At 73.5% G+C, this 24467-nt stretch carries 23 protein-coding genes; 6 read left to right on the forward strand and 17 right to left on the reverse strand.

All coding sequences use genetic code 11. From position 1 onward, the window contains the following. Nucleotides 1–156 precede the first annotated feature (156 nt). The 5 genes from ACWCPM_RS30485 to ACWCPM_RS30505 all read left to right on the forward strand — a co-directional run bounded on the left by ACWCPM_RS30485 (nucleotide 157) and on the right by ACWCPM_RS30505 (nucleotide 4565). Nucleotides 157–1215: an energy-coupling factor ABC transporter permease gene (locus tag ACWCPM_RS30485; RefSeq protein ID WP_450979482.1), complete on the forward strand. Its 1059-nt coding sequence runs from the start codon at nucleotides 157–159 to the stop codon at nucleotides 1213–1215. 1 nt (nucleotide 1216) lies between these two features. After that, nucleotides 1217–1981 (forward strand): cobalt ECF transporter T component CbiQ, encoded by a 765-nt coding sequence (cbiQ, locus tag ACWCPM_RS30490; RefSeq protein ID WP_450979483.1) that lies wholly within the window; start codon nucleotides 1217–1219, stop codon nucleotides 1979–1981. After that, complete coding sequence (locus ACWCPM_RS30495) at nucleotides 1966–2730, forward strand: energy-coupling factor ABC transporter ATP-binding protein (protein ID WP_450979484.1); 765 nt, start codon at nucleotides 1966–1968, stop codon at nucleotides 2728–2730. Before cbiQ ends, ACWCPM_RS30495 begins: the two co-directional genes overlap by 16 nt. 136 nt (nucleotides 2731–2866) lie before the next feature. Next, on the forward strand, nucleotides 2867–3313 hold the full coding sequence (locus ACWCPM_RS30500) for an organic hydroperoxide resistance protein (protein WP_450979485.1): 447 nt from the start codon (nucleotides 2867–2869) through the stop codon (nucleotides 3311–3313). Between the two features lie 88 nt (nucleotides 3314–3401). After that, a complete protein-coding gene (locus tag ACWCPM_RS30505; RefSeq protein WP_450979486.1) occupies nucleotides 3402–4565 on the forward strand; it encodes a serine hydrolase domain-containing protein in 1164 nt (387 codons plus the stop codon). A 47-nt stretch (nucleotides 4566–4612) separates the two neighbouring features. Here ACWCPM_RS30505 and ACWCPM_RS30510 read toward each other — a convergent pair whose 3' ends face one another. The 15 genes from ACWCPM_RS30510 to ACWCPM_RS30580 form a co-directional block, all read right to left on the reverse strand. Next, nucleotides 4613–5563, reverse strand: coding sequence for an NAD-dependent epimerase/dehydratase family protein (locus ACWCPM_RS30510; protein ID WP_450979487.1), 951 nt, complete (start codon nucleotides 5561–5563; stop codon nucleotides 4613–4615). Between the two features lie 188 nt (nucleotides 5564–5751). Continuing rightward, entirely contained in the window at nucleotides 5752–6678 is a 927-nt protein-coding gene (locus ACWCPM_RS30515) for a nuclear transport factor 2 family protein (RefSeq protein WP_450979488.1), read from the reverse strand. A 70-nt stretch (nucleotides 6679–6748) separates the two neighbouring features. After that, a complete protein-coding gene (locus ACWCPM_RS30520; RefSeq protein ID WP_450979489.1) occupies nucleotides 6749–6979 on the reverse strand; it encodes an acyl-CoA carboxylase subunit epsilon in 231 nt (76 codons plus the stop codon). Beyond that, a complete protein-coding gene (locus ACWCPM_RS30525; protein ID WP_450979490.1) occupies nucleotides 6976–8658 on the reverse strand; it encodes an acyl-CoA carboxylase subunit beta in 1683 nt (560 codons plus the stop codon). Before ACWCPM_RS30525 ends, ACWCPM_RS30520 begins: the two co-directional genes overlap by 4 nt. A 10-nt stretch (nucleotides 8659–8668) precedes the next feature. Beyond that, complete coding sequence (locus ACWCPM_RS30530; RefSeq protein ID WP_450979491.1) at nucleotides 8669–9478, reverse strand: 4'-phosphopantetheinyl transferase family protein; 810 nt, start codon at nucleotides 9476–9478, stop codon at nucleotides 8669–8671. Beyond that, nucleotides 9475–9924, reverse strand: a complete 450-nt coding sequence (locus ACWCPM_RS30535) for an acyl carrier protein (protein WP_450979492.1) — start codon at nucleotides 9922–9924, stop codon at nucleotides 9475–9477. Before ACWCPM_RS30535 ends, ACWCPM_RS30530 begins: the two co-directional genes overlap by 4 nt. Nucleotides 9925–9990: 66 nt before the next feature. Next, a complete protein-coding gene (locus ACWCPM_RS30540; RefSeq protein WP_450979493.1) occupies nucleotides 9991–11412 on the reverse strand; it encodes an MFS transporter in 1422 nt (473 codons plus the stop codon). Nucleotides 11413–11416: 4 nt separating this feature from the next. Further along, entirely contained in the window at nucleotides 11417–13648 is a 2232-nt protein-coding gene (locus ACWCPM_RS30545) for an SDR family oxidoreductase (protein WP_450979503.1), read from the reverse strand. Between the two features lie 65 nt (nucleotides 13649–13713). After that, nucleotides 13714–14658 (reverse strand): aromatase/cyclase, encoded by a 945-nt coding sequence (locus tag ACWCPM_RS30550; protein ID WP_450979494.1) that lies wholly within the window; start codon nucleotides 14656–14658, stop codon nucleotides 13714–13716. Nucleotides 14659–14698: 40 nt separating this feature from the next. Beyond that, the gene (gene fabG / locus ACWCPM_RS30555; RefSeq protein ID WP_450979495.1) at nucleotides 14699–15484 is read right to left on the reverse strand and encodes a 3-oxoacyl-ACP reductase FabG; all 786 of its coding nucleotides are present in this window, start codon (nucleotides 15482–15484) and stop codon (nucleotides 14699–14701) included. Between the two features lie 149 nt (nucleotides 15485–15633). Continuing rightward, the gene (locus ACWCPM_RS30560; RefSeq protein WP_450979496.1) at nucleotides 15634–15906 is read right to left on the reverse strand and encodes a phosphopantetheine-binding protein; all 273 of its coding nucleotides are present in this window, start codon (nucleotides 15904–15906) and stop codon (nucleotides 15634–15636) included. A 489-nt stretch (nucleotides 15907–16395) separates the two neighbouring features. Then, complete coding sequence (locus ACWCPM_RS30565; RefSeq protein WP_450979497.1) at nucleotides 16396–17616, reverse strand: ketosynthase chain-length factor; 1221 nt, start codon at nucleotides 17614–17616, stop codon at nucleotides 16396–16398. Further along, a complete protein-coding gene (locus ACWCPM_RS30570) occupies nucleotides 17613–18884 on the reverse strand; it encodes a beta-ketoacyl-[acyl-carrier-protein] synthase family protein (protein WP_450979498.1) in 1272 nt (423 codons plus the stop codon). Before ACWCPM_RS30570 ends, ACWCPM_RS30565 begins: the two co-directional genes overlap by 4 nt. After that, nucleotides 18881–19210 (reverse strand): TcmI family type II polyketide cyclase, encoded by a 330-nt coding sequence (locus tag ACWCPM_RS30575; protein WP_450979499.1) that lies wholly within the window; start codon nucleotides 19208–19210, stop codon nucleotides 18881–18883. The genes ACWCPM_RS30570 and ACWCPM_RS30575 overlap by 4 nt, the downstream gene beginning before the upstream one ends. A 71-nt stretch (nucleotides 19211–19281) precedes the next feature. After that, complete coding sequence (locus ACWCPM_RS30580) at nucleotides 19282–20748, reverse strand: FAD-dependent monooxygenase (RefSeq protein ID WP_450979500.1); 1467 nt, start codon at nucleotides 20746–20748, stop codon at nucleotides 19282–19284. Between the two features lie 270 nt (nucleotides 20749–21018). Here ACWCPM_RS30580 and ACWCPM_RS30585 point away from each other — a divergent pair, with 270 nt between their 5' ends. Next, nucleotides 21019–22647 carry an IS200/IS605 family accessory protein TnpB-related protein gene (locus tag ACWCPM_RS30585; RefSeq protein WP_450979504.1) on the forward strand — a complete coding sequence of 543 codons (1629 nt, stop codon included), beginning with the start codon at nucleotides 21019–21021 and terminating at the stop codon, nucleotides 22645–22647. A 10-nt stretch (nucleotides 22648–22657) separates the two neighbouring features. Here the strand turns inward: ACWCPM_RS30585 and ACWCPM_RS30590 are convergent, their stop codons facing one another. Both ACWCPM_RS30590 and ACWCPM_RS30595 read right to left on the reverse strand, forming a co-directional pair. Continuing rightward, nucleotides 22658–23620 carry a hypothetical protein gene (locus ACWCPM_RS30590; protein WP_450979501.1) on the reverse strand — a complete coding sequence of 321 codons (963 nt, stop codon included), beginning with the start codon at nucleotides 23618–23620 and terminating at the stop codon, nucleotides 22658–22660. A 5-nt stretch (nucleotides 23621–23625) separates the two neighbouring features. Beyond that, nucleotides 23626–24467 (reverse strand): biotin/lipoyl-containing protein (locus ACWCPM_RS30595; protein WP_450979502.1); only part of this gene is annotated, 842 nt, incomplete at its 5' end.

Here is a 24467-nt window from a genome sequence, read left to right on the forward strand (position 1 = left end):
TTCACCGTGCGTCACGAGAGCGGAAAGTATCGATCCGCCACCCCTCCAATGTCCCATATTTACTGGATTACGCCTGGCGGAACGACTTATCTCAGCTTCACAACGGGCAACGACTCGCTCTTGCAAGTGGTTCGCATCAAGCCACATCATCGAGTTGTGCATGTACCTGACGGATTCATCAACGCGCCCGTGTCCGCCGTGGCCGGAGTCGTCGCCGCCGGCGCCGTCGCCGTGAGTCTGCGCGGCGCCCGCCGCGAGCTCGGGGACGAGCGGGCCGCGCCCCTCGCCGGTCTGGTGGCCGCCTTCATCTTCGCGGTGCAGATGCTGAACTTCCCGGTCGCGGCCGGGACGAGCGGCCATCTGCTGGGCGGCGCCCTCGCCGCGATACTCGTCGGCCCCTGTACAGGTGCCCTGTGCATAGCCGTCGTCCTGCTCATGCAGGGCATCCTCTTCGCCGACGGCGGTCTGACCGCGCTCGGCGTGAACATCACCGACATGTCGGTGGTCGGCGTCGGCGTCGCCTACCTCCTCTTCCGCGGTCTGGTGAAGCTGCTGCCGCGCACCCGGCGGTCGGTCACCGCCGCCTCGTTCGTCGCCGCCCTGCTGTCGGTGCCCGCCGCCGCCCTCGCCTTCACGGCGTTCTACGCGCTCGGCGGGACCACCGACGTCCCGATCGGCAAGGTCACCACGGCGATGGTCGGCGTGCACGTGCTCATCGGGATCGGCGAGGCCGCGATCACGGCGCTGACCGTCAGCGCCGTGATCGCCGTGCGGCCCGACCTCGTGTACGGCGCGCGGGACCTGCGCCGGCCTCTGAAGCTGCGCGTGGGCGGCGAACTCGTCGACGCCCCGGCCGCCGCGGCGCCCGTCCTCGTGCCCCGGACCTCCCACCGCACGCTGCTGCTCAGCGGTCTCGCCGCCTCCCTGGTGCTCGCCGGGATCGTCAGCTTCTACGCCTCCGCGAGCCCGGACGGGCTGGAGAGGGTCGCCGAGGACAAGGGCTTCCTCGCGTCCGCCGAGGAACACCACTACGCGGAGTCCCCGCTCGCCGACTACGGCGTCAGCGGCATCGGCGACGCCCGGCTCTCCGGCGGGCTCGCCGGCGTGATCGGCGTCGGCGCGACCGTCGTCGCGGGCAGCGCGGTCTTCTGGGCGGTGCGCCGGCGCCGTACGGACGGGGCCGGCGACGTCTCTCCCACCGGAACGAGCGTCTGACATGGGTGCGGGGCACGCCCACAAGCTCTACCGGCGGGCCTCGTCACCCGTACACGCCCTGCCCCCGCACACCAAGCTCGCCGCGGCGTTCGCCTTCGTGGTGGTCGTGGTGTCCACCCCGCGCGAGGCGATGTGGGCCTTCGGGGCGTACGCCGTGCTGCTGGCGGGGGTGGCCGGGATCGCGCGCGTGCCCCCGCTCTTCCTGGCGAAGCGGCTGCTGATCGAGGTGCCGTTCGTCGCGTTCGCCGTGCTGCTGCCGTTCGTGGCCGAGGGCGAGCGGGTCGAGGTGCTGGGCATGTCGCTGAGCGTCGGCGGACTGTGGGGCGCCTGGAACGTGCTCGCCAAGGGCACCCTGGGGGTCGCCGCGTCCGTCCTGCTGGCCGCCACCACCGAACTGCGGGAGCTGCTGCTCGGCCTGGAACGGCTGAAGCTGCCGCCGCTGCTGGTGCAGATCGCGTCGTTCATGATCCGCTACGGCGACGTGGTCGCCGACGAGATGCGCCGGATGCGGATCGCCCGGGAGTCGCGCGGTTTCACGGCACGCGGTGTGCGGCACTGGGGGGTGCTCGCCAGGTCGGCGGGCGCGCTGTTCATCCGGTCCTACGAGCGCGGCGAGCGCGTCCATCTGGCCATGCTCAGCCGGGGCTACACCGGCGTCATGCCGGTGATCGACGAGGTGACCGCATCCCGGGCGCAGTGGTCGTACGCCCTCGCCCTGCCGTGTGCCGCCCTGTTCGTCTGTCTGCTGGGATGGGTGTTGTCGTGACCGAAGCTTCCCTGGAGGTCTCCGGCCTCGCCTTCGCCTACCCCGACGGGCATCAGGCGCTCTTCGGCGTGGACTTCCGCGTCGGCCGCGGCGAGCGGGTCGCGCTGCTCGGGCCGAACGGCGCCGGCAAGACCACGCTGGTGCTGCACCTCAACGGCATCCTCGGCGGGGGCACGGGTTCGGTGCGGGTCGCCGGGCTGCCCGTGGACCGCGCGCACATGGCCGACATCCGGCGCAGGGTCGGGATCGTCTTCCAGGACCCCGACGACCAGCTCTTCATGCCGACCGTCCGGGAGGACGTGGCCTTCGGTCCGGCCGCGGCCGGACTCAGGGGCGCGGAGCTGCGGGCCAGGGTGGACCGGGCGCTGGAGCAGGTCGGGATGGCCGGGTTCCAGGACCGGCCGCCGCACCATCTGTCGTTCGGGCAGCGGCGCCGGGTGGCGGTGGCAACCGTGCTCGCGACGGAGCCGGAGATCCTGGTGCTGGACGAGCCCTCGTCCAACCTCGACCCCGCCTCGCGGCGCGAGCTCGCGGACATCCTGCGCGCGCTGGACGTGACCGTGCTGATGGTCACCCACGACCTGCCGTACGCCCTGGAGCTCTGCCCGCGTGCGCTGATCCTCAGCGAGGGCGTGATCGCGGCGGACGGGCCGACCCGTGAACTGCTCTGCGACGACACCCTGATGCGCGCCCACCGCCTGGAGCTGCCCTTCGGCTTCGACCCGCGCTCCGTGCCGACGGGAGCGTGAGGCGGGGCGGCGAAGGGGGACGGGGCGGTGCCACACCGCCTCGCCACCCCCCGCTGACCAGGGCGGGAACCCGGCCAGTACCTTGTGCTCGAAGTAGTTGCCAGGTTCACGTTCTTTGTTCTGGGGAAGGCCACCCTTGTCCGACGGCACCGCCACCGACACCCGCCCGCGGAAGATCACCTACGTCGCCGAGGCCACCTCGCACGGCGGCCGGGAGGGCTATGTCACCAGCCAGGACGGGCAGATCGAGCTGAAGGTGGCGATGCCGCCGGAGCTGGGCGGCGACGGCGACGGAACCAACCCGGAGCAGTTGTTCGCGGCCGGCTACAGCACCTGCTTCCACAACGCCCTGATCCTGGTCGGCAACCGGTCGGGCTACGACCTCGCCGGTTCCACCGTCGCCGCCAAGGTCGGCATCGGCCCCAACGCCCGGCGCGGCTACGGCCTCGCCGTCGCCCTGAGCGTCTCGCTGCCGGTCCTGGACGCGGAGATCGCGGCGAAGCTGGTGGAAGAGGCCCACGAGGTGTGCCCGTACTCCAACGCGACGCGCGGCAACATCGACGTCACGGTCCTGCTGGGCTGAGACGCACCGGCGCGGGCCCGACGGAATCGCGGGCCGCCCGGCGGCGTTGCAACGGGTGTTCGGAGAGCGGAGTGGACGGAGTACGGACGTGGACGTGAACGGCACAGTGGCCGAGGGCTTCGAGCCGGTCAGGGACGCGTTCGCGCGGAACTTCGAGACGCTCGGCGACCGGGGCGCCGCGGTGACCGTCTACCGCGACGGGCACAAGGTCGTCGACCTGTGGGGCGGCACCAAGGACGTCGACGGCACGGCTCCGTGGGAGCACGGCACCGCGCAGATCGTGCGCTCGGCGACGAAGGGCGTCGCCGCCGCCGTCCCGCTGCTGCTGCGGCAGCGGGGCGAGCTGGACCTGGACGCGCCGGTCGGTGAGGTGTGGCCGGAGTACAAGGCGGCGGGCAAGGAGCGGACCCTCCTGCGGCATCTGCTCTCGCACCGGGCCGGGGTGCCCGTCCTGGACCGGCCGCTGACCCCGGCCGAGGCCGCGGACCCCGATCTCGGCGCGGCGGCGGTGGCCGCGCAGGCGCCGGTGTGGGCGCCTGGCAGCGCGCACGGGTATCACGCGCAGACGTACAGCTGGCTGGTCGGTGAGGTGGTACGGCGGGTCACCGGGCGCTCGGCCGGCGAGTGGATCGCCGACGAGATCGCCGCGCCGCTGGGCGCCGACCTGTGGCTCGGACTGCCGGAGCGGGAGGCGGCCCGCGTGGGCCGGGTCGGCAACGTCGAGAGCCCGGAAGCGGCGAAAGGGCTCAGGACCCGGCCCAAGCAGGCGGTGTCCGACGCCTACGCCGACCCGGAGTCGGTCACCCGCAGGGCCTTCGGGGCGATATCGCCGCTGCCGGACGAGAACGACCCCGGCTACCGGGCCGCCGTCCTGCCCGCGTCCAACGGCATCGCGACGGCGGACGGGCTGGCGCGTTTCTACGCCGCGCTGATCGGTGAGGTGGACGGCGGAGTGAGGCTGTTCACGCCGGAGACGACGGAGCTGGCGCGCGGGGAGCAGGCGGCGGGGCCCGACCGGGTGCTCGTCATCGGGACCCGCTTCGGCCTCGGCTACATGCTGCACGGCAGCGCGGCACCGCTGCTGTCCGGCACCTCTTTCGGCCACCCCGGCCGCGGCGGCTCCCTCGGCTTCGCGGACCCCGGATCGGGCATCGCGTTCGGCTATGTCACCAACGGCTTCCGCAAGAGCGTGACGGCCGACCCGCGCGCCCAGGCGCTGGTGCGGGCGCTGCGGGGCGTGCTGGGCGGCTGAGCCCCGCGCCGGCCGGGAGCGGCCGCGGCCTCACCGGCCGGAAGCGGCTACGACACGTCGGCCAGGACGCGGCGGTACCAGGGGGCGCACTCCTCGAACGCGACGGCGAAGGGGGCTCCCGGCGTGGTGGCCAGCCGGGACCACAGGGCGGTGGTGTCGTACCAGCGGTCGGCCGCGACCAGGGTCAGGGGGCGCCTGGCGCCGGGGCCGTGGGCGTCGAGCCGGGCCAGCGCCTCGTCGAGGGTGATCTCACCGCCCGGCAGGGGCAGGTCCAGGGCACCGCAGACCGTCGTGAGCAGGTCCCGCAGGGTCACCGGCTCGGGGTGCGCGGCGTGCAGGACACCGGCGACGGGCGCCCCGGGCGCCAGGGCCAGCTCCGCCAGGGCGCGGGCGAGGACGGGCGCCGAGATCAGGGAGAGGCGGGAGCCGGCGCCGTCCACCCAGTGCGGCAGGAGGCGCAGCAGCCGGACGAGGCCGGGTACGACCCAGGTGTCGCCCTCGCCGTAGACGAGGAACGGGCGGACGACGGTGCCGCCGGCGGCCAGGACCAGCCGTTCGCCGGCGAGGCGGGTCTCGCTGGTCACGGAGACCGGTGCCTCGGCGATACGGCCCTCGCGCTCCCCGCGATGCGGTCCGTCGCCGTAGACGGCGGCGGTGCCGAGCTGCACGATCCGGCGTACGCCGGCCCTTTCCGCCTCGGCGAGCAGGACGCGGGTGCCCTCCTCGTTGACGGTCCGGCACTCCGACGGGGTGCCGCCGATACGGGCCGCGAGGTGCAGGACGGTGGTGACGCCGTCGCAGACGCCCTGCAGCGAGGCCGGGTCGGCGAGGTCGCCGTGCACGCTCTCCAGGCCGGCGGCGTCGGGACCGGGGCGGCGATGGGTGAGGAGCCGCAGGGCGGGGCCGTGCGGGGCGCTCGCGGCGGCCCTCAGCAGGGGGACGACGTGCGAGCCGATGAAACCGGTGCCGCCGGTCACCAGGATGCGTTCGGTGCTCAAGTGCGGCCTTCCGCCGAGAGGTCGGTGAGCGGTGCCCGTGCCGTGCCGTCGCGCCGCTCTCCCCGCGCCGGTCCCGTCGCGTCACCTTTCCACACCGGTCTCCCCGTGGACGACCCCGCGGTCAGGGGGACCGGGAGGGCGCGGGTGCCGCCGCCCGTCGGTGGCGGCACGCCCGCGTGCCCGAGCCCCTACACGGACGCGGTGGCGGCCTCCCGGCGTTCCGCGGGGGAGAGCAGTTCGTCGAGGGTGGCGGCGAGTTCGCTGACCGACTGCTCGCGCAGGAGGTGGTGGGTGGGCACCGGGACGCGCAGCGCGTTCTCCAGCTTGCGCTGGAAGGCCAGGGCGGTCAGGGAGTCGATGCCCTGGGCGTAGAGCGGGCGGTCGCGGTGGACGCGGTGGGCGGGCGGGACGTCGAGGTACGTCTCCAGGGTGCGCGAGACGAACGCCTCGAGGGCCCGCAACCGGTCCTCGCCGGTGGCGGTGCGCAGCGCGCCGAGGTCCAGGAGGGCGGCCGGAGTCCGTGACACGGTGTCGTCCTTTCGTGAGGTGGGGGCGGTGCGCGGGCGGGGCTGGGAGCTGCGCAGGGCCGCGGGCGGCGGACCCGGGCGCGGTCCCGCCCCGTCGGACCACACCAGGTGGAACCGCCAGCGGCTGATCCGCCAGCCCCGCGGGGTGCGCACGGCCTCGGCCTCGCTGTAGCCGCCGATGTCGAAGCGCCCGCCGGGGTCGGGGCCGTCGTCGTGGTGGATGTGGGAGGCGAGGATGTGGACCCGGACACGGGCCGTGTCACCGTCCAGCGTGATGCCGTGGTTCGCGGCCAGATGGTGGGTGCGGGCGAAGCGCGACTTGCGGTCGAAGTGGAAGGCGGCGGCGGTGTCGAGGCCGCGCACCGTGCCGACCGGGAAGTCCAGCCGGCAGTCGTCCGTGAAGACCGTGCGGGGCCAGCTCTCGTCGTAGCCGTCGGCGTCCTGGACGTCGAGCAGGGTGACATAGCGGTCGACGAGCTCGGTGATCTCGGCCCGGTCGGCCAGGTCGCGCAACCGCTCCCGCAGGGCGCCGAGTTCGGCCCGCGGGAGCGTGACGGTATCGGTCCGTTCGTGGTGCGGGAAGGTCATGGGGAACAAGCTCCGTTTCGGCAGCGCCCCCCGCTGAGGGGGGCGATCGACGGGACCTTCGGCGCGGCGCCTACGCCACCCGGCTGCCCGCCGCCCGCCAGCCGCGGGGGTCGCGGTGCACCGGGAGGCGTTCCGGGCGGCGCCAGGCCGCCGTGGGGCGGCGGGCCCGGTCCTGCGGGCCGGGGCCGGCGGCCGCGCGGGCGGCGGCACGGGAGAGCAGCACGCTGGTCAGGGCCGCGAGTTCGGCCGGTGTCGCCGTGCCCTTGACGATCTTGACGACCGGCGCGTCCGCCGTGCTCACTGCGGCGGGTTGCCGTGCTTGCGGCACGGCAGGTCGGCCTGTTTGCTGCGCAGCATCGACAGGGCGCGGACAAGGGTCCCTCGGGTGTCCCGGGGGTCGATCACGTCGTCGATCAGACCGCGCTCGGCGGCGTAGTAGGGGTGCATCAGCTCCGCCTGGTACTCCTTGATCTTCTGCGCGCGGGTTCCGTCCGGATCGTCCGAACCGGCTATCTCCCGGCGGAAGATGACGTTCGCCGCGCCCTCCGCGCCCATCACGGCGATCTCGTTGGACGGCCAGGCCAGCGCCAGGTCGGTGCCGATGGACCGGGAGTCCATGACGATGTACGCGCCGCCGTACGCCTTGCGCAGCACCAGCGAGACGCGCGGCACGGTGGCGTTGCAGTAGGCGTACAGCAGCTTCGCGCCGCGCCGGATGATGCCGTTGTGCTCCTGGTCGACACCCGGCAGGAAGCCCGGTACGTCGATCAGGGTGACGAGGGGGATGTTGAAGGCGTCGCAGAACTGCACGAACCGCGCCGCCTTCTCGCTGGCGTCGATGTCGAGCACCCCGGCGTAGGAGGCGGGCTGGTTGGCGACGACGCCGACGACCTCGCCGTCCAGCCGGGCCAGCGCGCACACCACGTTGGTCGCCCAGCCGGGGTGGACCTCGAAGTGGTCGCCGTCGTCGACGATCTCCTCGATCACGGAGCGGATGTCGTAGACCCGGCTCGGGTCCTCGGGCACGAGTTCCAGCAGCCGGTCGGTGCGCCGGTCCGCGGGGTCGCCGCTGGGCACCCGGGGCGGCAGGTCGCGGTTGTTGGCCGGCAGCAGGGAGAGCAGGTGGCGCACGTCCTCCATGCACGAACGGACGTCGTCGTAGGCGAAGTGGGCGACGCCGGACGTGGTGGCGTGGACGTCGGCGCCGCCGAGGTCGTTCTGGGTGATCTCCTCGCCGGTCACCGCCTTGACCACGTCGGGTCCGGTGATGAACATCTGGGCGATGTCGCGGACCATGAAGACGAAGTCGGTCAGGGCGGGGCTGTAGGCGGCGCCGCCCGCGCAGGGGCCGAGCATCACGCTGATCTGCGGGATGACGCCGGAGGCGCGGGTGTTGCGCCGGAAGATGCCGCCGTAGCCGGCGAGGGCGCTGACGCCCTCCTGGATCCGGGCGCCGGCGCCGTCGTTGAGCGACACCAGCGGCGCTCCGGCCGCCATGGCCATGTCCATGATCTTGTGGATCTTCTGGGCGTGGGCCTCGCCGAGGGCGCCGCCGAAGATCCGGAAGTCGTGCGCGTAGACGAAGACGGTACGGCCGTGGACCGTGCCCCAGCCGGTGATCACACCGTCGGTGTAGGGACGTTTCTTCTCCAGCCCGAAGCCGCTGGCACGGTGCCGGCGCAACATCTCGACCTCGGCGAACGACCCCTCGTCGAGCAGGAGTTCGATACGTTCGTGCGCGGTGAGCTTGCCCTTGGCGTGCTGCCGCTCGGTCGCCAGGGGATCGCCGTGCCGTGCGGCCTGCTTGATCAGGCCGAGTTCCTCCAGCCGCTCCGCGGCGCTCCACTGACCGCGGTGCTCACGGTCGTGCAGGCTCGGCCGGTCGGCCGCCGGGGCGGACTGCTTCACCGCGGACTTCTGGTCCGCCCTGCGATCAGCCTTCTGATCGGGTTTCTGATCGGGTTTCTGGTCGGTCGTCATCTGGTGCCTCTCACGCTCCCCAGTCAGGTTCGTGCGTGGTCATGCCGTCGGTGTCCAGGTCCACCGTCCCGCCGGCGTACAGCGCGGTGGGCGGCACCCAGCGCACGGTGACCCGGTCCGGGGCCCCGCCGAGCACCGCGACGGCGGCGTTGTGGCGGGGCCCGGACGGCAGGTCCAGCAGCGTCCACCCGGCCGGGCGGCGGCGCCGGTCGGCCCCCAGGTAGTCCTGGCCCGGGTCACGGGACAGGCCGGTGCCGAGCGCCTTGAGATAGGCCTCCTTACGGGTCCACATCCGCCCGAAGAGCGCCCGCCGCTCCTCGGGCGGCAGGCCCGCCAGCTCCCGCTGCTCCCCCGGGTGCAGCGCGGGGGAGCACACCTCGACGGTCTCGTCCCTCGGCAGCCGCTCCACATCGGCGCCGAGCACCGTGGCGGCGACGGCGACGACGGCCACGCCGTGGCTGTGCGCCAGGGAGAAGTGCAGCGGCGGGTCGGGGTGGGCGACGGCGGGCCGTCCGTGCGGTCCGCCGCAGCCGGGACAGGGCTCCCGCACGAACGGCACCGCACGCGCAGCGAGTCCCAGGTAGCCGCCGAGCAGCCGGCGCAGCGCGACATGCGCGGACGCGTACGTGATGCCGTCGGTGGGGCGGACGAAGGAGGCGGTGCGCCGACGTTCCGCCTCGTCCAGCTCGGACAGGTCCAGCAGCTCGGCCGCCGCCTCCAGCCGGGGCCGGCGCACCAGCCACACGTCGAGCTGCCCCGGGGCCGGCAGCCGCGTCCTCGCGGTCCCGGGTCCCTCGCGGACCACCAGCTCCGGGATCACGTCGTGCCCGGCCCGTCGTGCGGGACCGGGTGGACGCCCCGCCCGCCGCGCTTGTGCGGGCTGTCCCCGGGGCCGAGCTGTCCGGACAGGCACGCGATGAGTTCCGCGGCGCTGTTGGCGCGCAGCAGCATGTTGAGGTTGACGTCGAGGTGGAGGGCCGCCTCCATGCGGCGCTGGAGTTCGAGGCCGGTGATGGAGCCGATGCCGAGACTGTTCATCGGGCGGCCCTCGGTGTCGATGGTGTGCGGCGGCACCCGCAGCACCCGGGCGAGTTCGGCCCGTACGTAGTCGTCGATCAGCCGGACCCGCTCGCTCTCGCCGCAGACGGCCAGGTGGGCCGGGTCCGGCGGGTCCACGTCGACGACGGTGTCCTGCGCGAACTCGTAGTCGAGGTCGTCGAATTCGTCGAGGTCGTCGAAGACCCAGGTCTTCGTTGTCTGGTCCATGGGCGTGCCCCGTTGGGAGGAGGTAGATGGAGGAGGCGCGGGGTGGGACGGCCGGGCCCGGAGGGCTCAGCGGCGCCTGAGGCCGGTGAGGGCGACGAGGGTGCCGAGCCCGCCGAGCGCGGCCACGAGGACCAGCGCGGGCCGGCACGCCTCGACGGCCTCGGCCGCGGTGGCGCCCGGGCCCGCCGCGGCGGAGGTGAGCAGCGCGGCGACGGCCGCGACCGCGACGGCCGCGGCCAGTTGTACGGCCGTCTGGTACTGGCCGCTCGCCGCGCCCCGCTCCTCGGGGCCCAGCCCCGAGGTCGCCTGCATGTTCAGCGCGGCGAAGGACAGCACGAAGGCGGCCCCGACCAGCAGCAGCGTCGGCAGCAGCCGGGTGGGGTAGTGCGACGGCCAGGCGGGGCCGAGCTGGAGCAGATACCCGGCGAACGCGCAGACGGCGCCCGCCGCGATCAGCCGGGGCGCGCCGAAGCGGGCAACCAGGCGCGCAGAGGCGAGCGCGGTGAGCGCCGGTGGGGCGGCGGCCGGGACGAGAGCCAGCGCGGCCGTCGACGGCGGCCGGCCGGCGACGGTCTGCATCTGGTGGGTCAGCACGAACAGCAGCCCCAGATAGGAGCCGTTGAGGCAGGCCGCGCCGAGCGCCGAGCGGAGCAGCGCGGCGTCGCGCAGCGGTCTCACCAGGGGTGCGGACGTGGTGCGTTCGACGACCGCGAAGGCCGCGAACAGCAGCACGGCCGCGGTGAGCGACCCGGCGGTCCGGGGCGCGGTCCAGCCGTGCGCGGGCACGGCGCCGATGCCGTGCACCAGGGCGAGGAGCGCCGCCGTGAAGGTGGCGGCGCCGGTGAGGTCGTAGCGGCGGGGGGTGCTTCGCGCCGGGGCCGGCGGCTCCCGCGGGATCAGCTTCAGGCCGAGGACGAACAGGATCAGCACGACCGGGGCCGGGAACGCGAAGGCCAGCCGCCAGCTGATCTCCGTGAGCCGGCCGGACAGCAGCAGTCCCGCGGTGAAGCCGCCCGCGCCGAACAGCGCGTAGACGGACACCGCCCGGTCGCGGGCCTGGCCCTGGGGGAAGGCCGTGGCGATGATGGCGAGGCCGGTGGGGGCGGTCAGCGCCGCGCAGAAGCCCTTGACCAGACGGGTGGCGACGAGCAGCGCCGGTTCCTGGGCGAGCGCGCTGAGGACGGAGGCGGCGGCGAACACGAGCAGCGCCGCCAGATAGACCGGGCGACGGCCCAGCAGGCTCACCACCCGCGCGCCGAACAGCAGCAGTCCGCCGAAGCCGACGGCGAAGCCGGTCATCGCCCAGTGCGCGTCCGTCAGCGGCAGCCCGAGGTCCGAGCCGATCGAGGGCAGTGCCACGACCGCCACGGACACCTCGAGCGCGTCGATCAGCATGTTGCCGGCGAGCACCAGCAGGAGCCCCCACAGCCGGGGGCTCCACCGCCCGTCCCCGGCGGCGACCGCGGGCGCGGGATGCGTCCTGGTCACGGCGTCACCCCAGGAGGGTGCCGCCGCTCGCGTCGACGAAGGAGCCGGTGACCCAGCGGGCGTCGTCGGAGACGAGGAAGGCGACCACGTCGGCGACGTCCTGCGGTTCGCCGACCCGGTTGAAGGTGGACAGGGCCGCCATCGCCTCGACGGCCTCGGGGATGTCGAACAGCGCGTTGCCGTTGCGGGTGATGCCGGGGGCGACACTGTTGACGGTGATGCCGCGCGGGCCGAGGGCCTTCGCGTAATGCAGCGCGAGCTGCTCGACGGCGCCCTTGCTCATGGCGTAGGCGATCTCGTCGGGGTTGGCGAACCGGGTCAGGCCCGAGGAGATGTTCACGATCCGCCCGCCGTCGGGCATGTTGGCCAGGGCCCGCTGGACGAGGAAGAACGGCGCTCTGGCGTTGACGGCGAGGATCCGGTCGAACATCTCCGGCGTGGTGTCCTCGGGCTTGACCCCGCCCATCACACCGGCGTTGTTGACCAGGATGTTCAGCTCGGTGGAGCCGGTGCGCTCCTTGAGCCCGCGCTCCAGGGCGAGGAACAGCTCGTGCACGTCGCCGGGGACGCCGAGTTCGGCGCGTACGGCGAACGCCCGGCCGCCGTCCCGCTCGATCCCGGCGACGACCTCGGCGGCGGCGTCCTCGCCGGTGCCGTAGTGCACGGCGACCAGCGCGCCGTCGCGGGCGAGCCGCTCGGCGGTGGCCCGGCCCATGCCTCGACTGGCGCCCGTGACGAGCGCCGTCCTGCCGGTCAGGTTGCCCATCTTCTCTCTCCTGACGTCGTGTTGTGGGTGGGGGTGAGTGCGGTGCGGTGCGGTGTGCGTGCCGGGCGCGAACCAGCGGGCGAGTGCCGCTTCGAGTCCGTGGGGGGTGTCTCCGGCCCAGGCGAGGTAGCCGTCGGGGCGTACGAGGAGGGCGGCCACGTCGGGCAGGGCGCCGCCGGAGGCGGGGCGGGCGGTCACGGTGTCGACGGCGCCGGACCATGCCCGCGCGGCCTCCGCGAACGGCTCCTCCGCGCCGGTCAGGACGAGCAGCACACCGCGTGCCTCGCGCAGCAGGTCCAGGGTGGAGCACGGCCCGGTGGCGCCCACGAGGTCCGCTTCCGGCAGCCGGGTCCCCGTGAGCGCGGCTCCGTCGCGGGTGCCGTAGCGCACGTCCAGGCCGCTGATCACGCCCGCCAGATGCGCGCGCACCGGCTCGTAGGACGTCAGCTCGCCGATCACCGAGCGCAGCGCCTCCACCTCCGGCCCGCCCAGCAGCAGCCGGGCCTGGGCGCGGATGCCGGACAGGACCCGGCGGCCGACCGCGTGCCGTTCCTCGTGGTAGGTGTCGAGCAGCCCCTCGGGGGCGCGCCCGCGCACGGTCGCCGCCAGTTTCCAGCCGAGGTTGACGGCGTCCTGGAGGCCGAGGTTGAGGGCCTGGCCGCCGATCGGCATCTGCTGGTGGGCGGCGTCACCGGCGAGCAGGACCCGGCCGCGGCGGTAGCGCGCCGCCTGCCGGGAGGCGTCGCCGAAGGAGTTGACCCACAGCGGGGTGCCGTGGGCGATGTCCTCTCCGGTGACCTCCCGCCAGGCGTCGACGAGGTCGGCGAAGCGTGCCTCACCGTCCCGGGGCGGGGTGCCGAAGCGGTGGACCATCACACGGGTCACGCCGTCGCCGCGCCGGGCGGCGATGGCGAGCCCGTTCGGCAGCCGCTGGAACCGCCGGGCCGGTATGTCGATGCCGGCGACGTCGGCGCGGATCAGCTCCCGCTCGGCGTCATCGCCGGGGAAGCCGACGCCCGCGAGCCGGCGTACGGCCGACCGCTCGCCGTCGCAGCCGACGACGTACCGCGCGGTGAGGTCCACCGGCCGCCCGGAGTGCCGGGCCGTCACCGTCACCCGGCCCTCCCGCTCGGTCAGACGGGTGACCTCGTGGCCGCGCAGCACACGGACGCCGAGGCGGGCCGCGCGGGCGCCCAGGAGCTCCTCGGTGCGCACCTGCGGCACCTTCCACTGCCCGGGGTAGGGGCCGGGCAGCGTGAGGTCCATCGGCAGCCCGCCGAAGTGGCCGCGCGGCTCGTGCGGCGGCAGCGGGTCGCCGAGTCCGTCCGGGCCGTCGAGCAGTCCGCGCTGCCTCAGCAGCTCCATGGTCCGCGCGTGCAGCGTGGAGGCCCGTGACTCCGCGGTGGGGGCGTCCAGCCGTTCCAGTACGGTCACCTCGGCGCCGCCGAGCCGCAGTTCCCCGGCGAGCATCAGCCCGACGGGTCCGGCGCCGACCACGACGACGTCCGTCACTGCGGCGCCGGCGCCGGCCACGGTCAGCGCCTCGCTTCGGCGTACGCCTTGGCGTGGCCGAGGGTGGCGCGGCTGTTGGTGCTCAGCGCGGAGCGCACGTAGTCGCGGGCCTCGGGGACGCCCGCACCGGGCCCGAGGATCTTCTCGATGTTCTCCGGCCGCAGCACCACCGTGTGCTGCGAGGAGGCGGTGCTGCCGGCGCCGGAGTCGGTGAACGTCCAGTAGCCGGTGTGCAGGTTCATCAGGGCCGGCAGCGTGGTCTGCTTGTAGGCGATCCTCCGGCCCTCCAGGCACACCCGGTACGACCGGGTGGTGTGGGTGGAGCCGTCCTTGGCGCGGGTGTCCATCTCCAGGGTCTGCAGTCCCGGGGCGTCCTCGGTGAGCCGGACGGTGGCCACGTGCGGCAGCCGCTCGGACCACAGACCGGCCTCGTTGACGAAGTCGTAGACGTCCTTGGCGGAGCCCTCGACCTCGACGGTGTCCTCGAAGGAGAACGTCAGCTCCTCGGAGGCGACGGCGAGTTCGACGTGGGTCTTCAGGGCCGCGAGTTCCGAGCGGGAGTTGCGGTCCACGGCCTCGTCGATCCACTTCAGGCTCGCCGGGTCGTCGTCGACGGCCGTGTAGTCGTGCAGCAGCCGCACACGCGAGACGTCCGCGTCCCGCGGCTCGATGATCCAGGTGCCGCCCATGGTGGCGACCGGCGGGGTGGAGACCTGCTGGCGGAAGGTGATCCGCAGGGCGTCCGGGTCGAGGACACGGCGCGAGGTCCAGTTCTTGGGCTCGCCGTTCGCGGTCGCCCAGATCCGGATCAGTTCCTCGTCGCCGGAGCGCTCCAGATGGTCGACGTAGATGGTCGGGGGGAAGATCCGCGGCCAGTTCGCCACGTCGGCGATCAGCCGGTAGACGTCGGCGGCCGGGGCCGCGATCGTGATCTCGTGCTCGACTTCCCGCAGCTCGGATGCGGACATGCGTGAACTCCTCGGAGAAGGGGGGCGGGTGGCGGGCCGGTCAGAAGTTGCCGAGGCCGCCGCAGACGTTGAGGGCCTGCGCCGTGACGGAGGCGGCGGTGTCGGACGCGAGGTAGCCGACCAGCCCGGCGACCTCTTCGGGGGTGGAGTAGCGGCCGAGCGGGATCTTCGCCGTGAACTTCTCCATGATCGCGTCCTCGGTGGTGTCGTACGCCGCCGCGTAACCGGCGCGCACCCGCTGCGCCATGGGCGTCTCGACATAGCCGGGGCAGACCGCGTTGACGGTGATGCCGGTGGGGGCGAGCTCGTTGCCGAGTGCCTTGGTGAAACCGACGACGCCGTGCTTGGAGGCGGAGTAGGGGGCGCCGAGGACCACGCCCTGCTTGCCGGCCGTGGAGGCGACGTTGATGATCCGGCCGCGGTTCTTGTGCCGCATGCCGCCGGTGGTGAGGACCGCGCGGGTGAGCCGGAAGACGCTGTTGAGGTTGGTCTCGACGACGTCGTACCAGAGCTCGTCGTCGATGTCGGCGGTGACACCGCCCCCGGACCGGCCCGCGTTGTTGACCAGGACGTCCACGGGGCCGAAGCGGTCCACGGCGGCCTGGACGAAGCTCTCGATGGACAGCGCCGAACGCACGTCGAGCGTGGCGCCGTCGACGTCGAGGCCCTCGGCGGTCAGCTCCTTGACGGTCCGGGCGACGTTGTCGGCGTCACGGGAGCCGAGGAAGACGCGGTGGCCCTGCCGGGCCAGCAGCCGCGCCACCGCGAGGCCGATTCCGCTGGTGGCCCCGGAGACGAGGGCGACCCGCTCGTGCTTGTCGGACATGTCTGCTGCTCCCTTGTCGCGAAGTGTGGGCGTGTCTGGGCAGGTCGAGGGGGCGCCGGTGCCCCGCTCGGGGACGGGCACCGGCGCACCTGGGGGTGAGGGGTGAGGGTGAGGGGTACGGCCTCGGAGCGACGCGTGGCCAGGGCGGCTCAGGCGGCCCGCGCCGACTCCGCCAGCTGGGCGTTGACGACCTCCAGCAGGGCGCGCGGCGTCCTGGCCTCGGTGACCACGCCGTCGTCGAGGGAGATGGCGTAGTCGCGCTCGATACGGCCGCAGGTCTCCAGGATGGCCAGCGACTCGTAGCTCAGCTCCTCGAAGTCGGTGTCGAGGATGTCGCCGTCCAGGTCGACGCTCTCGTCGGCCCCGGCCGACTCCAGGAGGATGCGCTTGAGGTCGTCGAGGGTGAAGGACTGGGTGGACACGGGAGGTTCCTCTCGTCTGGGTCTTGCGGGAAACATGCGGACGCCCGCGGCCCGGACCGGGCGTGGGAGAGACGAACGGACCGGGCACGCGGGCGCGTTCGAGGGACGGCGCGGGCGCCGTCGCACGGCGGGCATCGGAAGCGTTCCGGGCCGCCGGAAGCGCCATCGCACGGCGGGCGCCGGACGCGTTCCGGGCCACCGGAGGCATTCCGGTCACCGGAAGCGACCGAGGCGACCAGGGCGTGCCGAAGCGGCGGGCTCCGGGGGCCGGCAGCGGGCGAGGAACGCCACGACGAGCGCCGGCCGACCTGCGCGGTCCACGCGGTCAGCGCGGTCGCGGGCGGGCACCGGCGAGGTACGCGCCGCTGCGGCGCGCCGCGGGGCGGAATCGCCGGGGACCGGCCCGCACCGCGGGCACCGGACAGACCCCCGGCACCCACGCGCACGGCACCCGCCCCCGCGGCACCCGCTCCGAGACCGCCGGACGGCCTACGCCGCCGTGACCACCGTCGCCGCGTTGAAGCCGGCGTGGCCGCGGGCCAGGACCAGCGCGGTGCGGACCTCGGTGGCGCGTGCCTCGCCGGTGACCAGGTCGAGGTCGTAGGAGGCGTCGGGGCGCACATGGGTGGTGGCCGGCACTACGCCGTCCCGGATGGCCAGCAGCGCGGTCGCCACGTCCAGCGGGGCGGCGCCCGAGTAGAGGCGGCCGGTCATCGTCTTGGGGGTGGTGACCATGACCCCGTGCGGACCGAACACCTCGTTCAGCGCGTCCGCCTCGATCCGGTCCAGCTCGGGCACGGCCGCCCCGTCGGCGAAGACGACGTCGACGTCCCCGGCGTCCACGCCCGCGTCGGCGAGGGCGAGTTCGATCGCCTTGCGCAGGCCGGGCGGGCGCTCGCTGCCGGGAGCGGGGTCGAAGGTGGCCGCGTAGCCGGCGATCTCCCCGTAGACCCTGGCCCCGCGCCGGGCGGCGGCCTCGGCGGACTCCAGGATCAGGATGGCGCCGCCCTCACCGGGCACGTGCCCGCCCGCGGCGGCGTCGAAGGGCAGATAGGCCCGGTCGGGCTCCTCCCCCTCGGACAGCCGTCCGCTCGCCAGCTGGGCGACCCAGCCCCACGGGCAGATCGAGGCGTCGATCGACCCGGAGACGATCAGCCGGGTGCCCTTGCGGATCTGCCGCCGGGCGTGGGCGATCGCGTCCAGACCTCCGGCCTGGTCGGAGACGAGCACCCCGCTCGGGCCCTTCATGCCGTTGCGGATGGAGATCTGGCCGCTGTTGACGGCGTAGAACCAGGCGAAGGACTGGTACGCCGAGACGTACTGGCTGCCCTGGCTCCACAGCTTCCGCAACTCGCCCTGGCCGAACTCGAACCCGCCGGAGGAGCTGGCGGTGACCACGCCCATGTCGTACGCGGGCAGTTCGGCGGGCGTGATGCCCGCGTCGGCCAGTGCCCATTCGGTGGCGACCAGGGCGAGGCGGGTCATGTGGTCGGTCTGCGCGAGCAGCCGGCTGGGCAGATGGTCGCCGGCGTGGAAGCCGGGCACCTGACCGGCGAGCTTCGCCGGATAACCGGTGGGGTCGAAGCGGGTGATGCGGCCGATGCCGCTCTTTCCCGAGCGGGTGGCCGCCCAGTAGTCGCTGATGCCGAGGCCGTTGGGGGCGGCTATGCCCAGCCCCGTGACGACGGTGCGCGTCGCGGCCGTGCTCATGCCGCGCTCCTCTCCGGTCGGGCGAGGACCATGGCGCTCTGGAAGCCGCCGAAGCCGCTGCCGACGGTCAGCACCGCGTCGGTGCGGTGCTCACGGGCCGTCAGCGGCACGTAGTCCAGGTCGCACTCCGGGTCGGGGGTGTGCAGGTTCGCCGTCGGGGGCACCACGTGGTGCTCCATGGCGAGGACGGACGCGGCGATCTCGATCGAGCCGATCGCGCCGAGCGAGTGCCCGACCATCGACTTGATGGAGGACACCGGGGTCCGGTAGGCGTGCTCCCCGAGGCTCTTCTTGAAAGCGGCGGTCTCGTGCCGGTCGTTCTGCTTGGTGCCGGAGCCGTGCGCGTTGACGTAGTCGACGGCCTCGGGGTTCAGCCGGGCCTCGTCCAGCGCGACCGTGATGGCCTCGGCCATCTCCACGCCGTCCGGGCGCAGTCCGGTCATGTGGAAGGCGTTGCAGCGCGAGGCGTAGCCGGCGATCTCGGCGTAGATGTGCGCGCCCCGCCGGAGCGCTCCTTCGAGCTCCTCCAGGACGAACACGGCCGAACCCTCGCCGAGCACGAAGCCGTTGCGGGTCCCGTCGAAGGGGCGCGAGGCGTGCTCGGGGTCGTCGTTGCGCGGGGTGGTGGCCTTGATCGCGTCGAAGCAGGCCAGGGTGATCGGTGAGATCGGGGCGTCCGTCGCGCCCGCCACCACCGCGCAGGCCGAGCCCTCCCGGATGAGTTCGGCGGCGTGGCCGACCGAGTCCAGGCCGGAGGTGCAGCCGGTGGAGACCACCGTGGCCGGGCCCTCGGCGCCCACCGCCCACGCCACCTCGGCGGCGAAGGAACTGGGCACCAGGTAGTCGTAGAGGTGCGGCACGGCGTAGGTGTGGTCCACCAGGTCCAGGCGCCCGCCGTCGCTGACGACGCGGTACTCCTGGTCGAGGCCCATGGTGGCGCCGACCGCGCTGCCGATGGTGACGCCGACCCGGTGCGGGTCCGCGCCGGTCAGGTCCAGGCCGCTGTCGGCGAGCGCCTCGCGGGCGGTGACGACCGCCAGCTGGGCCGCCCGGTCCATGCGGCGGATCTCCTGGGGGCTCAGCCCGTGCCCGTGCGGATCGAAGTCGATCTCGGCGGCGACCCGGGAGCGGAAGGAGGACGGGTCGAAGAAGGTGATGCCCCGGGTGGCGGTGCGTCCCTCGCTGAGCAGGTTCCAGAAGTCCTTGGTGCCGACACCGCCGGGGGCCGTGACGCCGACCCCGGTGATGACCACTCGCCTGGCGCTCACGCCCGGCCCTCCCAGTCGTAGAAGCGCGTGGCGACCGCGTCGGCGGGGGACCGCCAGGTCGCCGGGTCGTAGGCCTCGATGAACGGCTTGAGGTCCTCGCTGATCTGCACGAAGCGGGGGTCGGTCCTGGCCGCCTCGATCAGCTCGCCGCCGTTGTCGCCGTCGAAGTCCTGGAGGTGGAAGTACAAGCCGCGGTAGGCGAAGAGCTGCCGGCGCCGGGTGCCCATCAGATGCGGCATCTCGGTCCGGTCGAACTCCTTGAAGAGCCGGGCCACCTCGGGGCTGAGACCCGGTTCCATCCGGGCGACGATCAGGGTGCTGTGCATGATCTCTCCATTCGGCGGTGCGTCGCGGGGGTCGCGGGGGTCGGTCGACGGCGTGCGGGTGTCGCCCGGGGTCAGCGCGCCGGGCCGAACCAGTGCTCCAGGGCCATCGGGAGGTCCGCGTGACTGCCCGGGGCCGCCCAGGCCACATGGCCGTCGGGGCGGACGAGGACGGCGGTGGTGCCGGCGAGCGGGCTGTCCTCGGGCAGGACGGGCTCGGCCGTGACGATGTCGATGCGGTCCTGCCAGTCCCAGGCGCGGTCGCGCAGCCGCTCGTTGTCCGCCAGGTCCAGCAGCACGCCCCGGCCCGGGTGCAGCGCCTCGGTGCTGGAGGCGACCAGCCGGTGCCCCGTCAGCTTCACGTCGGGCAGCCGGCGGCCGAGCAGCGGGTGGGGGCCGCCGTCGAGGTCGTAGCGGATCTCCAGGCCGGAGACCATCGCCGCGAAGTGCCGGCTGACCTCGGGGTAGCGGATCAGCTCGTGGAGCACGTCGCGCAGCGGCTGCACCTCGGGCCCGGACAGGAACAGCAGCCCCTGCGCCCGGGTGTTCATCAGCAGCCGCACGCCGACCGGGTGGCGCTCGGCGTGGTAGGTGTCGAGCAGCGCCTCGGGCGCCCGGCCCCGGGCCACCGCGCCGAGCTTCCAGCCGAGGTTGACCGAGTCCTGGATGCTGGTGTTCATGCCCTGGCCGCCGGCCGGCAGATGGATGTGCGCGGAGTCGCCGGCGAGGAGGACCCGGCCCCGCCGGTACTCGGTGACCTGGCGGGTGGCGTCGCCGAAGGACGACACCCACACCGGCTCGGCGTGCGAGATGTCGTCGCCGGTCAGCCGCTGCCAGGCCGCCGCCACCTCGTCCCAGGTCGGCGGCTGCTCCCGGCGCTGCGGCGGGGTGCCCCGCTCGCACACGATCAGCCGGGTGATCCCGCCGGGCAGCGGGCCGACCATGACCATGCCGCCGGGCAGGGTCTCCCCGATCATCCGGGGCTCCAGCTGGATGCCCCTGACGTCGGCGAGGAACATCTCCAGGGTCGAGGCGGTGCCGGGGAAGTCGAAGCCGGCGGCCTTGCGGATGGTGGACCGGCCGCCGTCGCAGCCGACGAGGTAGTCGGCGCGCAGCCGGTGCACGCCCTCGGGGCCGCGCACCTCGACCTCGACGCTGTCCTCCTTCTCCTTGACGGAGAGCACGTCGTGCCGGCGCCGGACGTCCGCGCCGAGCCGGCCGGCCCACTCCTCCAGGACGGTCTCGGTGACCGACTGGGGGATGGTCTTGGCGGCCTGGTGGGCCCCGTCGAGGACACCGAAGTCGACCGGCAGGCCACCGAAGTGGCCCACGTTGCTGACCTCGATGTCCCCGAACCGGGGCAGCAGTCCGCGCTGGTCGAAGACCTCCATGGTGCGGGCGGTGAAGCCGAGGCCGCGTGACTCCCCGGTCCGCGCGGGCAGCTTCTCCAGGACGATGACGTCGACGCCGGCGAGCCGCAGCTCTCCGGCCAGCATCATCCCGGCCGGTCCTGCGCCCACGACGATGACTTGTGCGTCCATGACACTCCTCGGGACAACCGCCCTCCGGGCGGGGAAGGAACGGGTCAAAGGCGGCTCGGCGGCGATCCGGCGCCGGGCGGGGGTTGTGAGCTGCTGTCAGATGACAGCGTTTGAGTGGGTTCGGGTGCGCATGGGTGAGGGTCGGTGCCTTGTGGTGAGGCTGCGCTTGGAACGGGGGTTCTTGTTTCGAATGGGTGACCTTTCCCGGTGGTGTTCGTTGGGTGTGATGGCGGGTGTCTCGGGTCTTGGCTTGGAGCGAGGGTGTTCGTGGTGGGTGGGCTGCGGGAGGTGGCGGCGCCGTTCGTCGTCCTTGGCCCGTCCGGGGTGGCGGTGCGTGACCGTCTGAGGCATCTGACGCCCGAGGACGAGAGGGTGCTCGGGCTGGTGGGCGCGCATCTGGGGTCGCTGGCGTCGAAAGACCTCAAAGCCCGGTGCGTGGACGGGCTTGCGCACTCCGCCGACAGGTGGGCGGCGCGGAAGCGGGAGCTGACGGCGCAGTCGTCATCCAGGTGGGCCGGGTCGATCACGAAGGCCACGCACGACCAGTGGGCGCTGGCCCGGCGCGGACAGGCCGCGCATGTGCAGTCTCTCGAGGCCGGCGTCCAGACGATCCGGTACCGCCTGTCGCTCCCGGTCGGCGAGAAGGGCAGCAAGCGCGCTCCCGGCGGCTACCGCTCCGCCCGCGAATGGTTCAACAAGACGCGTCGCCTCCATGTCCTCGAGGATCGGCTCGCTACGGTCCGCGCCGACCGGGACAAGGGCGTCGTCCACGTGGTGCGGGGCGGTAAGCGTCTGCTGGGCACCCGCCACCATCTCGACGAGGCGCAGCTCACCGAGACCGAGTGGCGGACACGCTGGGAGGCTGAGCGTTGGTTCCTGTCCGCTGACGGGGAGTCCGGCAAGAGGTTCGGGAACGAGACGATCCGTATCTCGCCGCAGGGTGCGGTGTCGATCAGGCTCCCGGCCCCGCTCGCCGCTCTGGCCAACACGGGGCACGGCCGGTACGTCCTCGCCGCCACGGTGCGCTTCCCTCACCGGGGCGCGGAGTGGGCCGACCGTGTCGAAGCGAACCGGGCGGTCGCCTACCGCATCCACCACGACACGCGGCGTGGACGCTGGTATGTGACGGCCTCCTGGCAGCTCCCACCGACAAAGACCGTCCCGATCGAGGCAGCCCTCGCCCACGGCGTGATCGGTGTCGACACCAACGCCGACCACCTCGCCGCCTGGCGCCTCGACGTCCACGGCAACCCGACCGGCCGTCCCCGCCGCTTCTTCTACGACCTGTCCGGCAGCGCGGACCATCGTGACGCCCAGGTCCGCCACGCCCTGTCGCGGCTGCTGCACTGGGCGAAGTCCTGCGGCGTCAAGGCCATCGCGGTCGAGGACCTCGACTTCACAGCGGACAAGACCCGCGAGAAGCACGGCCGTCGACGCCGTTTCCGGCAGCTCATCTCGGGCATGCCCACCGGCAGGCTGCGCGCCCGGCTGACCTCCATGGCCGACGCCACCGGCATCGCGGTCATCGCCGTCGACCCGGCCTACACCTCGAAGTGGGGCGCGCAGCACTGGCAGAAGCCGCTGGCCGCACCGCGACGTAAGACCACCCGTCACGATGCGGCGAGCATCGCGATCGGCAGGCGCGCCCAAGGGCATCCGATCCGGCGACGGACGACACCGCCCCGTGCACACCAGAGCGATGCGCACGGGCATCGGACCGTCCAGGCCGACCGGCGTGCCCCTGGGCGTGAGGGACCCCGCCCCCGCGTTCCCGGACCACGGACACGATCCGTGCCGCCGGACGCGGCGAGAACGCGGGCGACCAGGACACCCAAAACCGTTCGGGATGTCCGCAGTGACCAGGCATGGGCCCAAGACCCACTCCTGCACACTGAATAGGAACGGTGGTTCAGCGGTAGAAGCGGCCGATGCCCTCGTTCGCCACCTGGGCGGCGGCGGCGTGCCGCGGGTCGGGGGCGATCGCCTCGTGCCGCACCGCGACCTCGGCGAGCTTGATGGTGTGCTCGTCGCCGATCTCGGCGGCCCGGGCGAACACTTCGGCCACGTCCGGTGCCCGGGGCAGCGGCGCGGCCGGCCGGGGCGTGGCGTGGAACCAGTCGAGCATCCTGCGGCTGACGGCCCGCGCGACCCGGTACGACGGCAGCCGCTGCTCCTCGGGCAGATGCCCGACGACCAGCCGTACGGCGGCCGGTCCGGTGACCGCGTGGATCAGCGGGATCGGGTGCCGCTGGGCGACGGTGGCGTAGATCCCGGCGTACTCGGCGACCAGTTCGTCCAGCGCGCGGGCGACCGGGTCCCGCGCGTCGTCGCCGTCCGGCAGGACCGGCGTCGGCTCCTCGTCGAGGACGATCCCGCCGGTGGAGTGCCGCGCGGCCCAGTAGCCCAGTCCCTGGGCCAGCTCGGCCAGTCGGAGCCGGTCGTCCTCGCCGGCGGCGGCGACGGCCCGCACCGCGTGCGCGGTGCGGATCACGCCGTGCGTCAGCATCGCCGACATGCCGGGCAGCAGCCGGGGCCACCAGCGTGCCAGCACCTCGGTCCACGGCTCTTCGGCCAGCTCCCGCTCGAACAGGGCGGTCCAGTCGGCGACCCGTGAGAAGGTGCCGAGCGCGGAGCGCCAGTCCGCCGGGTCGGCGGGGTCGATGGCCCAGCGGCGTTCGGGGACGTCGTGGTACTCGCGGTTGCGCAGGTTGTGGTCGACCCAGCCGGGCACCTCGTCGGCGTATCCCATGTGCGCCAGCGCCTCCGCGGCCATCGGCGCGTGGTTGACGAAGGACCCGCCGTGCTCGAAGCCCACTCCGCGCAGTCGCTGGAGTGCCTCGCCCACGGCGTCGGTGTAGGTGAGTGCTGCCACGTGGATCAGTCCTTGATGTCGCAGACGGCGGCACCGGAGGACAGTGCCTGACCCGCCGTGGCGGTCAGGCCCGTGACGGTGCCGGACTTGTGGGCGGTGAGCGGCTGCTCCATCTTCATCGCCTCCAGGACGACGACCAGTTCGCCCTGCTCGACGCGCTGCCCCTCCGCGACGGCGATCTTGACGACGGTGCCCTGCATCGGAGAGGTGAGCGTGTCGCCGGAGGCCGCGGCGCCCTTGCCCCCGCCGGAGCCGCGGCGCCGCGGTGTGGCGGCGGCGCCGACGAGGCTCGGCCGCCGCTCCGGCAGCCGGGCGAGCGACGCGGGCAGTGTCACCTCGAGCCGCTGCCCGCCGACTTCGACGACGACGGTCTCGCGGCCGGTGTCCTCGTCGTCGGTGCCGTCGATGGGTGCGGTGAAGGGCTTGATGTCGTTGACGAACTCGGTCTCGATCCAGCGGGTGTGGACCGTGAAGGGGTCGGTGGAGCCGGTGAGTTCGGGGGCGAACGCCGGGTCGGTGACGACCGCGCGGTGGAAGGGGATGGCGGTGGCCATGCCCTCGACCTGGAACTCCTCGAGGGCGCGTGCGGCGCGCTGGAGGGCTTCGGCGCGGGTGCGGCCGGTCACGATCAGTTTGGCGAGCAGGGAGTCCCAGGCGGGGCCGATCACGCTGCCGGACTCGACGCCGGCGTCCAGGCGCACGCCGGGCCCGGACGGGGCGGTGAAGGTGGTGACGGTGCCGGGGGCGGGCAGGAAGTTGCGGCCCGGGTCCTCGCCGTTGATGCGGAACTCGAAGGAGTGTCCGCGCAGCGGCGGGTCGTCGTAGCCGAGGGCCTCGCCGTCGGCGA

This window comes from Streptomyces sp. NPDC002309 (assembly GCF_053593375.1).

What these genes read in the sequence shown, in the direction of transcription:
- cbiQ (WP_450979483.1), top strand. Translation starts at nt 1,217, where the DNA reads ATGGGTGCGGGGCACGCCCACAAGCTCTACCGGCGGGCCTCGTCACCC.
- ACWCPM_RS30495 (WP_450979484.1), top strand. Translation starts at nt 1,966, where the DNA reads ATGGGTGTTGTCGTGACCGAAGCTTCCCTGGAGGTCTCCGGCCTCGCC.
- ACWCPM_RS30515 (WP_450979488.1), bottom strand. Translation starts at nt 6,678, where the DNA reads ATGACCTTCCCGCACCACGAACGGACCGATACCGTCACGCTCCCGCGG.
- ACWCPM_RS30525 (WP_450979490.1), bottom strand. Translation starts at nt 8,658, where the DNA reads ATGACGACCGACCAGAAACCCGATCAGAAACCCGATCAGAAGGCTGAT.
- ACWCPM_RS30535 (WP_450979492.1), bottom strand. Translation starts at nt 9,924, where the DNA reads ATGGACCAGACAACGAAGACCTGGGTCTTCGACGACCTCGACGAATTC.
- ACWCPM_RS30545 (WP_450979503.1), bottom strand. Translation starts at nt 13,648, where the DNA reads ATGCTCGCCGGGGAACTGCGGCTCGGCGGCGCCGAGGTGACCGTACTG.
- ACWCPM_RS30550 (WP_450979494.1), bottom strand. Translation starts at nt 14,658, where the DNA reads ATGTCCGCATCCGAGCTGCGGGAAGTCGAGCACGAGATCACGATCGCG.
- fabG (WP_450979495.1), bottom strand. Translation starts at nt 15,484, where the DNA reads ATGTCCGACAAGCACGAGCGGGTCGCCCTCGTCTCCGGGGCCACCAGC.
- ACWCPM_RS30565 (WP_450979497.1), bottom strand. Translation starts at nt 17,616, where the DNA reads ATGAGCACGGCCGCGACGCGCACCGTCGTCACGGGGCTGGGCATAGCC.
- ACWCPM_RS30575 (WP_450979499.1), bottom strand. Translation starts at nt 19,210, where the DNA reads ATGCACAGCACCCTGATCGTCGCCCGGATGGAACCGGGTCTCAGCCCC.
- ACWCPM_RS30580 (WP_450979500.1), bottom strand. Translation starts at nt 20,748, where the DNA reads ATGGACGCACAAGTCATCGTCGTGGGCGCAGGACCGGCCGGGATGATG.